Here is a 13,824-nt window from a genome sequence, read left to right on the forward strand (position 1 = left end):
AAATTTTTTCGAGTACTAAACTTATGCAAGCAACCGTAAAGTGGGTAGATGGCGCACAATTTTTAGCAGAGTCTGGCAGTGGTCACAGCGTTGTCATGGACGGCCCCCCAGACCTTGGTGGCCGTAATACTGGCGTGCGCCCTATGGAAATGCTATTGATGGGGCTGGGCGGTTGTGCCAGTTTTGATGTGATGAGTATTTTGCAAAAAAGCCGGCAGGCAGTAACGGGGTGTCGCACAGAACTTAGTGCAGAGCGCGCGGATGCGGTGCCCGCAGTGTTTACTAAAATCCATCTCAAATTTATTGTTGAAGGTAGAAACTTAAAAGACGCTCAGGTAAAGCGGGCGGTAGAACTCTCCGCAGAAAAATACTGTTCGGCCTCTATAATGCTTGAAGCGGCTGGCGTTGAAATTGCCCATAGTTACGAAGTACAAGAAGCATAGAAACCTAAATGTATCAGCAGGAAGCTATCCTGCTGAATACAATAGGTTGTCGGGCGAGGAGGTAAGAGGTGTTCGTCGCAACAAACTCAGTGATTGCAGCAAACAGGCTTTAGATTCTATAGCTTGCACGCGTCATAACTTTAGAGACCAGCGTCATAACCGTTTTGACTGGGGCAGGGAATTCTGCGCCACCGGCGTTTAGCGCCGAATGAGCATGTTTCGCTTCATCTATTAGCATCTGCTCTACAATCGCTCGGGATTCTGCATCCTGCTCTGGCAGTTCCGACAGGTGTTGCTTCAAGTGCTCGCATACCTGCTGCTCCGTTGCAGCCACAAATCCCAAGCTTACCTTGTCGCTTATCAAGCCCGCCGTGGCACCTATGCCAAATGATAGGCCGTACCACGCGGGGTTGAGCAAGCTGGTATGGCTGCCCAGCGCCTCGATTCGTTGCTCGCACCAAGCTAAGTGATCTATTTCCTCGTCGGCTGCCTGCTCCATTTCTGCGCGTACTTTTGGCAGTTTGGCGGTGAGAGCTTGACCTTGGTAGAGCGCTTGAGCACAAACTTCCCCTGCGTGATTTACGCGCATTAATCCTGCTGCATGGCGCTTTTCTTCAGCGCTCAACTCTGCGGTTTGGTCTGCCTGCGGCATGGCGCGAGTGAGTGTTTGCGTGCCGGGAGTAAGCGTTCTAAGAGCGCGGTCGGCACCGCAAATAAGCTGGTCGATAAATGTTAAGTTTCGCATCCTTATACTCCTCGGCATTGTGATCAAAGTATCGACAGCTGCTGATAGCAGACCTGTCGATAGATAAGCCTAGTATTTAGCCAAGCTCGTCGCTAACAACGCGGTAATGTGGATCGATAATACTGACCTCGCACAGGTCGCGCGCTTTCTTAAGAAGTTGTACGCACTCGGGACTAAGGTGGCGCAGGTGTAGCTTTTTACCTTGCTGCATATAGCGCTCGGCCAAGCCATCTAGGGCCTCAATACCAGAGTGATCACTTACTCTCGAGCGCTGGAACTCGATAATAACATCATCGGGATCGTTGATTGGATCGAACAGTTCTTTGAAATTAGCCACCGACCCAAAGAATATAGGCCCGCGTAGCTCATACACTTTGCTGCCTTCTTCGTTGATGTAGGTTTCAACATGAATATGCTGTGCGTGCTTCCAGGCAAACACCAGTGCCGAAACAATTACACCCACGATCACGGCAATTGCCAAGTCTGCTGCTACGGTAACCCCAGACACCAGAATAAGAATAAACGCGTCAGATTTGGGGATTTTGCGAATAATACGCAGTGAAGACCACTCAAATGTGCCCAGCACAACCATAAACATTACGCCGACAAGAGCCGCTAATGGGATCATCTCGATTAATTGCGCGCCAAACAATATCAACAGTAGCAATACAACCGCTGCCGAAATGCCCGAAAGGCGACCGCGTCCGCCGGAGTTAATGTTGATCATACTCTGGCCAATCATGGCACAACCGCCCATGCCGCCGAATACGCCATTAATACTATTGGCAACACCTTGACCGATACATTCGCGATTACCTTTACCGCGAGTATCGGTAATTTCATCGATAAGTGTCAGCGTTAGAAGCGACTCGATCAGGCCAACTGCTGCCAGAATAATACTGTAGGGAAGAATTATTCGCAGTGTTTCCAGTGTGAAGGGTACAACGGGGAGCGCAAAGCTCGGCAGTACGCCTTCTAGTGTTGCTGTGGCCGCATCTTCTGCTGGCAGCATATCGCGAACAAAGTCGATAACCGAGCGGGCCGGCAAATCGAGAAAATGTACCGCTAGGGTGACTGCCACAATAGCGACGAGAGAAGAGGGAATCGCCGTTGTTAGGCGCGGTAAAAAATGAATAATCAGCATAGTGGCCACAATAAGCGCCGCCATAACATAAAGAGTTTCGCCCTGCATCCACTCCATGCCGCCGGTTGCGCTGGCTATCTTGAACTGACCTAGCTGGGCCAGAAAAATAACAATCGCCAAACCATTCACAAAACCCAGCATGACAGGGTGGGGCACCATACGAATATATTTACCAAGGCGAAGTATGCCTGCAGTGATTTGGAAAATACCCGATAGAAGCACCGCGGCGAATAAAAATTGCACGCCGTGATCGGCTACTAGTGACACCATCACCACGGCAGTTGCGCCGGTTGCGCCAGAAATCATGCCTGGGCGGCCACCTAGAACAGCGGTTACCAGCCCCATCATAAAGGCCGCATAGAGGCCGACCATTGGCTCTACCCCAGCAACAAATGCAAAGGCGACAGCTTCGGGAACAAGAGCGAGAGCAACAGTGGTACCCGACAAAAGATCCGTACGGACATTCTGCGTAGAGCGAGTAATGAGATTAAACATAAAACAACAGACCCAATTGGGAGAAAAGAGCGCCACAGCGCTTCAGACTAAAGACAAATAGCAAACCGAGCGGCGTCGAACGCAGCCGGTAAAAGGGGGCGCATTGTACCAGAAGAGGGGGGAGGAATCATTGTTGAAAAAACGCACAAAAAAAGGCCCCGCAAGCGGAGCCTTAAGTGATGATTACTACAAATTACTACAATAAGAGGTAAATCAAATATCTACTGCTTGCTGCTGTTACTAACCACTTGGAGATACTGCAATGGGGGCTAAACCGCCCCCGTACAACTTAAATAGCTGGAATACTTACCCAAAAACGCACATTGTCGGATTCGTGGCCGTTGAGCATGTCGTATGTCCACTGCCAGCCGCGCTTAAAGTTGTTGATGTCAGTCGTGTTTGGATTGCTCAAACCAGACGAACCGTTGCGGTGACCAGCAAACCAATTATCGCCAAAATAGCTGCGGCATTCGTTGTACACCTGTACATCCAAACTGCGATTGCTGTTCATGGCATCTGACACCGCATAGTCACCAGAACCGTAACTCGTCCAAGCGGAGTGACACTGGCGCATCATGCCCCAGTTCTGCTTGGTTGCACCGGCGTTAAATGCGTCGCCGCTCTTACCGTCACCATAGGTGTAGTTGGTGTCCATTACCTCGGTTTCCATCATTGCAGATGCGAGGAAGCGACGGTCTGCACCGGCATTGATGTAAGCCTGCTTATTAGCGCCAAGCCCTGAAACCGTGTAGCAGCCACACTCAATACCGCTTGGGCAGCTAAGCGAGCTAGGGCAACTACCACTACTGGAACCGCCGCTGCTAGAGCTACTTGAACTGCTTGAGCTGGAACTAGAGGTTGAGCTAGAACCGCCGCCAGCAGAGGCACACTCCGCAGGGCTCACACAACTTGTATTGTTTTCCCATCCCCAGCCTTCGTTATCGTTCACGCAAATGGGGTAGCTAGAACCGTAGTAGTTACAGGTTCCGCCAGAACCGCCAGATGTAGATGACGAGCTAGAAGAGCTAGAAGAACTGGACGAGCTAGAGCTGCTAGAAGAACTAGACCCACCGCTACTGCTCTGTGAATTACAGGTGCTAGAGCCGATACAGCTTTGGCCGCTTTCATAACCCCAGCCACTGGTTTGGTTGTTACACAGTGGGTAATTAGTGCCGTACCAATTGCACTGGCCGCCGCTGCCACCGGAGGTGCTCGACGAGCTAGATGACGAACTTGAACTTGATGAGGAGCTTGAGCTAGATGACGAGCTAGAGCCGCCACCGCCACCCGCTTCGGCACACGTAGAAGAGCCGATACAGCTCTGATTATTTTCCCAGCCCCAGCCAGACGATTGATTGTTACAAATAGGGTGGTTGCTGCCGTACCAATCACATTGGCCCTGAGCAAAGGTGGCGACACTGAAGCCGCCAAGAATGAGAGTAAGAGACGTAATAAGTAAGCGTTTCATGAAGAAACTCCTTTAGGTTATGCACTTGATTCTTATGGAATTATGTTTTATTTCGCCAGCCGTTGAACGGCAAGCAAGCCACCATCATCAATGAGAAAACTTATGGTGTACCTTACAGCGAGTACAAAAACGACGAGAATACGGATTGGTGACGGCGTGAAAATATAAAAGCTTATTGTTGTTATTGTTTTCAGCTGGCACCTGCAGATAGGTAAGAAATACCTCGCCTGCGTTAAAGTTGCTGCAACTGAAACCGAATAATCGCACAGTTATGCAACCGGTTACAAACATCAAGAGTTCATGAGCGTAAGGCGTTGATAGACGCATCCGACCTAAAAAGCGGAACCGGTTCAAGTTTTGGCACGAACACGAGTCTCTTGGCGCAGCGTGCAACCTTATGCTCTAATCCGACCAAGGGCTGACGTACAACAAATAATCAATAAGTTGGACAACATGGATAAGTTCGATCGTTTTCAGCAGCTTCACCGCATTTTTACATCACACAAGCGGCCAGTACCCATCGCCCGCATTGCAGAAAAGCTTGAATGTACCGAAGCCAACGCAAAAAGGTTAGTGCATAAACTGCGGGATTACTGGCAAGCCCCGCTGGAATACAGTGACGACCAGCGCGGCTGGTACTACAACCTAAAGCAGGACGAAAAGTTCGAACTGCCGGGCCTTTGGCTTACTGCCGACGAACTGCAAACCCTAACGGCCCTGCTTCACATAGTGCAAAACATGAACCAAGGGCTAGTGAGTGAAGAGCTGGGGGTGGTTGAAAAAAGTATTGCCAAACTTCTAAAAGCCCGCCACATAGACCCCGCTGCAATCACCCAAAACATAAAATACCTACCGCTAGGAAAGCGAACCACCCGCCCCGCCATTTTTACTGCAGTAGCTCAAGCACTCATACAGCAAAAACAAATCACCATTATATATATAGATTACAAACACCAACGCAGCACCCGCACCCTTAGCCCGCAAACCCTCATTTACTACCGCGAAAACTGGCAGCTAGATGCTTGGTGCCATATGCGTCAAGCGCTGCGAACCTTCTCTATATCCAGAATAGAGCGGGTAGTATTTGAAAAAACCAAAAGCCTTCGCAAAAGCGAACAAGAACTAGCCGCCCACTTTAGCGGCAGCTACGGCATATTTGCAGGGCAACCAAAACACACCGCAGAACTGTTGTTCTACCCCGAAGTAGCAAGAGAAATTGCCAGCCAACAATGGCACCCGGAACAAACGTTTGAGTGGCAGGGTAAAAACTACCTATTGCGAATTCCCTACAACCACGACGCAGAATTGATAATGGACATACTGCGCTATAGCAATAGCGTGGAAGTATTGGCACCGCGCGCGTTACGACAAGCCATCAAAGATAAATTGCGAGGAGCATTAAGCCTGTACTCTTAATGTTTTTAAACGCTGCTGGGGGGCGTTTCCTAGAGCGAGGTTAAACATAAAAGTACTGTATAAAAAGGGAGTGCCTAAAACGCACTGGTGGGTTAGTAAAATCCATGCAACAAACAAAAAAGGATAATGCGAAATGGATGATTTTTCGCCGTCAGACCTAAAAGCCATACTGCATTCAAAGCGTGCAAACCTCTACTACCTAGAATATTGCCGAGTAATGCAAAAAGATGGCCGCGTACTCTACTTAAAAGAAGCCAAAGAAGACAACCAATACTGGAACATCCCCATTGCCAATACCACCGTGGTAATGCTGGGTAACGGCACATCCATAACTCAAGCTGCAGTACGTATGTTGGCGCAGGCGGGTGTGTTGCTCGGCTTTTGTGGCGGTGGCGGAACGCCTTTATACATGGGCTGTGAAATAGAATGGATGACCGCTCAAAGCGAATACCGCCCAACACAATACCTGCAAGGATGGTTGGGGTTTTGGTTCGACGATAGCAAGCGCCTAATAGCAGCGAAGCGGATGCAGCAGGGGCGAATTGAATACCTGCTAAGCATATGGGGTAAAGACCGAGACTTAAAAGCCGAAGGCCTGCAAATAGACGACCATGAACTACAGGCCGCGCTGGATGTTTTTAAAGTAAGAACCGAACGCGCCGAGCGTGCGAGCGAACTGCTACTAACAGAAGCCCAGCTTACTAAGGTGCTTTATAAATACGTAGCCAATAAAACCAAATTTGGTGATTTCAGCCGCGAGAGAGAAGGCAGCGACAAAGCCAACGCCTTCCTTAATCACGGCAACTACCTCGCCTATGGATTAGCAGCAACAACCTTATGGGTGCTCGGTATTCCACACGGTTTAGCGCTCATGCACGGGAAAACACGCAGAGGGGCGCTAGTATTCGACGTGGCCGACTTAATCAAAGACGCAATAGTTCTGCCTTGGGCATTCGTATGCGCCAAAGAAAACGCTACGGAGCAGGAATTCCGTCAGCAGTGTTTACAGTCTTTTACCAATCACAAAGCGTTGGATTTTATGTTTAACCAAGTAAAGTCCATAGCTTTACAGGGCGCAGACGAGGAAACCACGCAATGATGGTCACCTTCGTTTCCCAGTGTGAAAAAAACTCGCTGAAGAAAACCCGCAGAGTGTTAGACGCCTTCGCTAACCGCATTGGCGACAACACATGGCAAACCGTAATCACCGAAGACGGCCTGCTAACCGTAAAAAAAATGTTGCGTAAAACCGCCAGTAAAAATACCGCCGTGAGTTGTCACTGGATACGCTCACGGGCTAGGAGCCATTTTTTATGGGTGGTGGGGAATAAAAGGAAGTTTGATGAAGAGGGTAGGGTGCCGGTGAATAGTACAGTAGTAACAACAGACCATTATAAAGATGATTTCAATTGGAAAACTCAAAAAATCCTAACTCATGCTGCTTCTATCGCTGGACTATTTCATGATTTTGGCAAGGCCAATAAATTATTTCAAGATAAGATAAACCCAGATATTTCTACCGATAGTTTTGAACCATACCGCCACGAATGGATTTCTTTAAGACTATTCCAATCATTTGTGGGCGACCATGCAGATGAGCAGTGGCTTGATGCCTTAGCAAATGCCAATTTCGAATTTTTATATCGTTATTTCAAGGATGGAGTGGATAATCCTGAAAATGAAAAACATCCAATTCTCAGCCTTCCGCCATTTGCGCAATTGGTGGCATGGATTATTGTTTCTCACCACCGCTTACCATTAGTGCCAATGTGGCGTGACGATATTAATGGAAATCCGGGAGATATTAAATGTATTGATTCTTGGCTACAAAAAGGCTTTGACGCAAAATGGAATTCATATCGCTGCAACGAAGATACACAAAAATATCGTCTGGAAAATAACTGGTCATTCAAAGATAAAGCACTGCCCCACCACAGTGTTAAATGGGTTTCTCATGCAACTATTGCAGCATCAAGGGCAAAGAGCGACCTATTTTATTTGTTTGTTGAGGATAACAAGTGGGATTTTATCAACGATCAGCTGTTTACGAGCCATCTAGCTCGTTTGTCTATGATGTTGGCAGATCATCACTATTCAGCGAAACCAAAAGTCAACGATGAGTGGCGAGCTGCAAACTACAAGATTTATGCAAACTCCTATCGAAACAGTGAACTGTTACATGGTCAAGGCTTCAAGCAGCAACTAGATGAGCATTTAATCGGTGTTGCACACCACGCAGAGCGCATTACGAAAGCCTTGCCGAAATTAAACGCTAGTCTCAATTCATTAGAAAATAACGACTTCCTGTCAAGCGATGTAGAAACTTCAATTAGGGAAAAATACGGATGGCAAGACAAAGCGGTAAGGCTAGTTTGCAAATTCAAAAAGGAACCACTTACGCATGGTTTTTTTGGTATTAATATGGCATCTACTGGTAAAGGTAAAACTATTGCCAATGCCAAAATTATGTACGCGCTGGGTGAGCAGGTGGGTAGGACACGGTTCAGTGTAGCTCTTGGGTTGCGATCACTTACTTTGCAAACAGGTAGAGAATTTCGTGATAGTTTGGCGCTGAATAACGAGGAATTAGCTATTGCGGTTGGCGGGGTATCAGTTACACAATTGTTTGAGAATTATTACCTTTCTAATCAAGATTCAAGCGGAGAGGCGCAATCGGGCAGCGAATCTGATAAAGACGTGTTAGATAAAGAACTCTATATAGATTTCAGGGGTGACACATCACATAGCCTCAGTGAATGGACCAAATGTGACAAAAATAAGCGCATAGATAAGTTGCTTTGTGCCCCCGTACTTGTTAGTACCATTGACCATCTTATGCCTGCGACAGAGGGAACCACAGGAGGTAAGCAAATACCCTCTATGTTACGTTTATTAACGTCCGATTTAGTGCTAGACGAGCCTGATGATTTTGGGCTCGGTGATCTTCCAGCACTTTGTCGTTTGGTTAATTGGGCGGGAATGCTCGGTAGTAAAGTCCTCCTCTCAACAGCCACAATGCCTCCCGCTTTGGCATATGCGCTGTATGAATCATACAAGGCGGGCTGGTCTCAGTATGCAAAAGCCAACATTGGAGATTGGGATCAAAATATCTGTTGTGCTTGGTTTGATGAATTTACAGCATCGGATTATGAAAGTCGATTTGTTGATAATTTAGATAAATTCAAAAAGCAGCACCTATATTTTATAAACAAAAGAGTTATGAACTTAACGCAGGAACAGAAACGATATCCGCCAAAACGCATTGGTGAAATTGTTCCTATTCAAAAAGGCGAAGGCAAGAGCCGTTCGGAAAGTTTGGCTACAACTATCTATGCATCACTTTGTACATTGCATTGCCATCACCATACAGAGAGTAGAGGTAAAGTAGTCTCCATCGGACTTGTCCGTATGGCTAATATCAACCCATTAATCGCTGTTGCACAATTGTTGTTAGCGATGGATGCGCCTGAAAATACTTGTATTCATTATTGTGTGTACCACAGTCGTTTTCCGTTGGCAGTAAGGTCACACATAGAGAACAAGCTAGATAACATCCTCAACCGCAAAAATGAATCGTCGTTATGGAGTACAGAAGCAGGAATCGGCGATGTTTTGGCCTGTCATCCAGAGAAGAATCATATTTTTGTTGTTCTTGCTTCACCTGTTGCGGAGGTTGGCAGAGATCATGATTACGACTGGGCAATTGTCGAACCAAGCTCTATGCGCTCGATTATTCAATTAGCTGGGCGCGTAATTCGCCATAGGGAACTTAGGGAGCCTGTTAAACACCCAAATATTCATTTATTGAATGAGAACTTTAAAGCGCTCAAAGGTAAACCAATTTGCTTTGAACGCCCTGGTTTTGAAATGCCAAATCTGGCTTTAGCGGCACATGATCTAGTTGAAATTCTTGACAATGAACAATACCAGCCAATTAACGCCATTCCTAGAATTCAAGAGACCGAAGTTAGGGTGAATAAGCGTGGTGAATACCTCAATCTAAATGAGCTTGAATACAAGGCGTTAGCGTGGCAGCTATTTACTGGCGAGAATAAAGCGAAAGTATGGTGGGCTAATAACCCTTATTGGTGTGGAGAAGTCCAGCGTCAGCAACGTTTCCGAGATTCCAAAAAAGATGAATCATATTATTTATGTATTGAAAGTAAATATTCAATGCCGCAGTGGTGCTGGTTAAATGAAAATGTGTGCCCGCCTAAAATAACGACCGAAATAGGTATCAGTATTGAAACGCTAAATTCTCTGTATTTGGGGGGCGGAATACATTTTTGGTTTGATCTGGATACGACTAATATTTATTTGAAGTTGGCAGATGATTTTTCTATCGAAACTAACGAAGTCAGCAGACGTTTTGGGGAACTGCGAGTAACACATTATAACGATCAAAATTATCAAGAATATTGGTATCACAATAATTTAGGGTTATTTCAGGAGGTTGATGATAAATGAACATAGATAAAAATACAGAGTGGTCAAATGTTATCAAAGCTTATATCGAAAGCTTAGAAGAGGGCGATAAAAAAAATAGCTATGTAGATGAGTTGATTTCCATTTATTTATCAAAAAGATTATTAAATGCAAAATCAAACAAAAATGATGAACAGGTTGAGCTTTGCAAGCTGAAAAATAAAATAACTAAAGTAAAGGTAACGGCGGCACAGCGCCCTACATATGAGGGTTTCTATCGTGTGTTGCGTGAAAGGGAGCAAATCGAAGATTGCTCAAAAGATATTGCCTTTATAGGTAATAAAAATAATTTTTTTAACATCTGGATGTGTCGATCAGTAGAGCTAAGTGAAGGGGTGGTTCCAGGTACCCATATTGCAAGGTTGTCACACTCAAGTAGTACTGGATCATCTTTTTTAGATAGGAACTGTGTTCAGGACAAGAAATACATGACAACCAGTGCTTTGGGAAAAGAAATAGTCGATGGAACATACCCTGATGCAAAGCTGTCGAAACAGGCCAAGTTTTTACTCTTAGAATATGAAGGGAACAGACTTTTCGATGAGTTGATGAAAGGAAACTACTCGGTCTTTTCTGGGTTAGAAGAAAGTAGTGAAGAACTTGAATACTGGGGTAAAACGTATACTTCATTTTTATCACAGAAACCTCAAACCGATTTTTTATTAAAACAATTGTATTTTCCTGTTAAAAATAACTATCACTTGCTTACTGTTTTGCTTTCTTCCTCATTGGTTCAGAGGATTTACAACAGCCATTTTTCCAAGGATGCCCGTAAGGCGAATGAACAATCACAAAAAGCGAGACAATCAGACAGATACTCTGATCAACTCTCTATTCGCTTGCCATCTGTCGCACGATTATTGGTTACTCAGAGTCAGCCTCAGAATGTTTCAGTGCTAAATGGAAGTCGCGGTGGTGCAGTCCGCGTATTCTCATCCCTCCCCCCTACGTGGGAAAATCAAATAAAACCGCCTGTTCACAACAAATCATGGTTTGATCGGGGGATACCATCGAGTGTTATTAAACACGATATAGAGTATTTGAGGACCTTTCTTTTACGCTTTGAACGAATTGACTTAAGCACAAAAGACCCCAAAAAGCGAGATTGGTTAATAAAATGGGGAAGTCAAATCCTATCAAGCGTTATGTTCTATGCCGAAGGCATTCAAAACCTGCCAGCTGGGTGGACAAGCGAGCTGGGAGTAAAGCTAAAGCAAGAGCACCAATATTTTCTTGACCCTTATAGGATCGATTGTTCCTTTCAGTCTGCTAAAGCAGTCTCTGACTGGCAAAGCGTGATTGCAGGTGATTTTGCGAAATGGTTAAACAGAAAAATACAAGGAAAGGACAAAAAATTCACCCCACAGCCAGAACACACAAAATTATGGAGCAGTTTGATGCTTGAGCAACTAAGGGAACATAATGAGATGGTAAAAGTTGTTGTGGCTGCCAACAGGGAGGAGCAGGTATGAGCCAGTACATACTGATGAACCGAATAAAAGTTCAAAATGCGAATGCCGTATCAGGTTTCACTTGGGGATTTCCGAGTATTACCCATTTTTTGGGATTTGCTCATAACCTATCTCGTAAACTCTCAAAGTCAAGTTTCAATAACTTCGAATTATCAGGGTGCGGGGTCGTTTCACATCATAACCATGTGCATACCTATGGAGGGTGGAATGATAGATTTTTACAAAACAAAACTCCGCCATACCTGCACTCTCACAATAAAATAGCCTCTCCTCCAGTTATTGAGGAAGCAAAAATGAATATGACAGTATCGTTACTTATTCACTTCGATGGATTTTTGGGGAGTCAGGCAGATCGTTTTACTGAATGGTTAAAAAAGCAATGCCTTTTGCAGCGATTAGCTGGTGGCACTATTCTTGATATTGAATCCATTCAAGTTTTTGATCTTTCCGACAAAAATAAATTTTACCTGCTCAAGAGAAAGCTATTGCCGGGTTTCGCTCTAATGGATCGGTCAAATGATTTAGCGCTGTACTATGAAAAGAGACTTGCGGAAAACCCTGAAGCAGAGTTGTTGGATGCATGGCTAGACTTTACTGCGTTAAAGCAACAGGCGCGACCTAAATCTAACCTAATAACTACACATTTGAACGCGCAGGTAGTGAGCGGGACGCTTGTTGAAAGCATGCTGCATGAGTGGGTTTCCCATCTTGAAAAGGTTCCTTACGATTCGATGATCCCTCAATCGGTGTCGGAATACTTCGAAATGCTTGAGCAAACCAAAGCAAACAAAGCAACACTAGAACAGTGGAAGCATTACTCCGAACCAAATGATAAAACCCCAGCCGATTGGGAGTATTTGCCCAAACCCAGTACAGGTTATCTTGTGCCAATAATGATAGGTTATAAGGCTATAACTGAGGTTTATGACAACAAAGATATAGTCAATACTCGAGACAGCGAGACTCCTGTTTGTTTTGTAGAGGCTGCTCATTCAATTGGTGAGTGGAGAGGTGTCAACAACTTCAGAAATGCTGAAGATATTGCAGGTAGCCTCTGGAAATACGAGTACAAAGAGCATTGGTATTTGTGCAAGCAAACGAGCAAAAGTAAACAGTCTGATGTCGATGAAAATATAATTATTACTGAAACTCTAGATCTAAACTAGTCAACTTAAAAAAGGAAAATGTTATGAGTATGAAACTACCAACTATGTTGGCTTTTGAGCGAAAACTAGAAACCTCTGATGCATTGATGATGTCGGGTAATTGGCAGTGTTTGGGGGAAAAAGAATATGAATGGCGCCCTATTAAAATAACCAAGCGTCAAAATCGTTCAACGCAAAGTGCATTTGGTACTTCCGATACAAATAAAACAAAACCGAATCCGGTTTCATCGGATAGCGATGATGCCAACCTTCCTTTAGATAATGATAGTCTTAAAGTTACCTTCACATTACGCATCGTAGGTAATCTTGGAGAGCCCTTTGGATGTAATGACCCTGATTTTGAAAATAAAATAAAAGAAAAAGTCTCTGGATATAAAGAAGAGGGGTTAAAGGAATTGTCGCATCGGTATGCTCATAATATAGCGAGTGGTCGATTCCTGTGGAGAAACCGTGTGTGTGCTGAGGCTATACGTATCCAGGTAAAAGTTAACGATAACAATGAACCAATAATATTCAACGGATATGACTTCCGTTTGAATGATTTTTATGCACAGCGAAACAATACATCGTTGAAACTACTAGCTGACGCTATTTTTAAGGGTTTAGATAGTACAAACGACTATGTTTGCCTGGATGTGGATGCGTATGTTCAATTGGGTAAAGGTCAGCACATATTCCCCTCTCAAGAAATGAATATGGGGGAAAAGAAAAAAGTCCTTTTCAAACTTGATGATTGTGCTGCATTGCATAGTGTAAAAATAGGCAATGCAATTCGTACTATCGATGATTGGTATGACAACGCTGAATTTCCAATTGCAGTAGAGCCTTTTGGTTCGGTTACTCAAAGAGGGCAGGCTTATAGAAAATCAAAAACGGATCTATATACATTAATGCTTGCTTGGGTTAATGACAAAGACGTTACACAGGAACAGAAGAATTTTGTTCTCGCAAACTTAATACGAGGCGGGGTTTTTGGTGGTAAGGAATAAT

The 13,824-nt window shown here is 44.9% G+C and carries 10 protein-coding genes and 1 pseudogene; 7 read left to right on the plus strand and 4 right to left on the minus strand.

Annotation, left to right across the window (positions count from 1 at the left end; genetic code table 11):
* Positions 1-23: 23 nt before the first annotated feature.
* Complete coding sequence (locus tag IDZ20_RS08560) at positions 24-443, plus strand: OsmC family protein (protein WP_188151008.1); 420 nt, start codon at positions 24-26, stop codon at positions 441-443.
* A 109-nt stretch (positions 444-552) separates the two neighbouring features.
* Here the strand turns inward: IDZ20_RS08560 and coq7 are convergent, their stop codons facing one another.
* The 4 genes and pseudogenes from coq7 to IDZ20_RS16505 all read right to left on the minus strand — a co-directional run.
* On the minus strand, positions 553-1,188 hold the full coding sequence (gene coq7, locus IDZ20_RS08565) for a 2-polyprenyl-3-methyl-6-methoxy-1,4-benzoquinone monooxygenase (protein ID WP_188151009.1): 636 nt from the start codon (positions 1,186-1,188) through the stop codon (positions 553-555).
* Between the two features lie 76 nt (positions 1,189-1,264).
* Positions 1,265-2,827, minus strand: coding sequence for a SulP family inorganic anion transporter (locus IDZ20_RS08570; RefSeq protein WP_188151010.1), 1,563 nt, complete (start codon positions 2,825-2,827; stop codon positions 1,265-1,267).
* A 289-nt stretch (positions 2,828-3,116) separates the two neighbouring features.
* Positions 3,117-3,593, minus strand: coding sequence for a lysozyme family protein (locus IDZ20_RS16500; RefSeq protein WP_425443424.1), 477 nt, complete (start codon positions 3,591-3,593; stop codon positions 3,117-3,119).
* Between the two features lie 33 nt (positions 3,594-3,626).
* A pseudogene (locus IDZ20_RS16505) lies at positions 3,627-4,220 on the minus strand (carbohydrate-binding domain-containing protein); the annotation flags it as partial.
* A gap of 528 nt (positions 4,221-4,748) precedes the next feature.
* Between IDZ20_RS16505 and IDZ20_RS08580 the strand changes: the two are divergent.
* The 6 genes from IDZ20_RS08580 to csy3 all read left to right on the plus strand — a co-directional run bounded on the left by IDZ20_RS08580 (position 4,749) and on the right by csy3 (position 13,823).
* Positions 4,749-5,711 carry a helix-turn-helix transcriptional regulator gene (locus tag IDZ20_RS08580; RefSeq protein WP_188151012.1) on the plus strand — a complete coding sequence of 321 codons (963 nt, stop codon included), beginning with the start codon at positions 4,749-4,751 and terminating at the stop codon, positions 5,709-5,711.
* A gap of 133 nt (positions 5,712-5,844) precedes the next feature.
* Positions 5,845-6,810, plus strand: coding sequence for a type I-F CRISPR-associated endonuclease Cas1f (cas1f, locus tag IDZ20_RS08585; protein WP_188151013.1), 966 nt, complete (start codon positions 5,845-5,847; stop codon positions 6,808-6,810).
* Entirely contained in the window at positions 6,807-10,178 is a 3,372-nt protein-coding gene (cas3f, locus tag IDZ20_RS08590; protein WP_188151014.1) for a type I-F CRISPR-associated helicase Cas3f, read from the plus strand. Before cas1f ends, cas3f begins: the two co-directional genes overlap by 4 nt.
* Entirely contained in the window at positions 10,175-11,668 is a 1,494-nt protein-coding gene (gene csy1 / locus IDZ20_RS08595) for a type I-F CRISPR-associated protein Csy1 (protein WP_188151015.1), read from the plus strand. The genes cas3f and csy1 overlap by 4 nt, the downstream gene beginning before the upstream one ends.
* Positions 11,665-12,834, plus strand: coding sequence for a type I-F CRISPR-associated protein Csy2 (gene csy2, locus IDZ20_RS08600; protein WP_188151016.1), 1,170 nt, complete (start codon positions 11,665-11,667; stop codon positions 12,832-12,834). The genes csy1 and csy2 overlap by 4 nt, the downstream gene beginning before the upstream one ends.
* Before the next feature lie 23 nt (positions 12,835-12,857).
* Positions 12,858-13,823 (plus strand): type I-F CRISPR-associated protein Csy3, encoded by a 966-nt coding sequence (gene csy3 / locus IDZ20_RS08605; RefSeq protein ID WP_188151017.1) that lies wholly within the window; start codon positions 12,858-12,860, stop codon positions 13,821-13,823.
* Position 13,824 lies beyond the last annotated feature (1 nt).

The organism is Teredinibacter waterburyi (genome assembly GCF_001922985.1).
GTDB lineage: Bacteria > Pseudomonadota > Gammaproteobacteria > Pseudomonadales > Cellvibrionaceae > Teredinibacter > Teredinibacter waterburyi.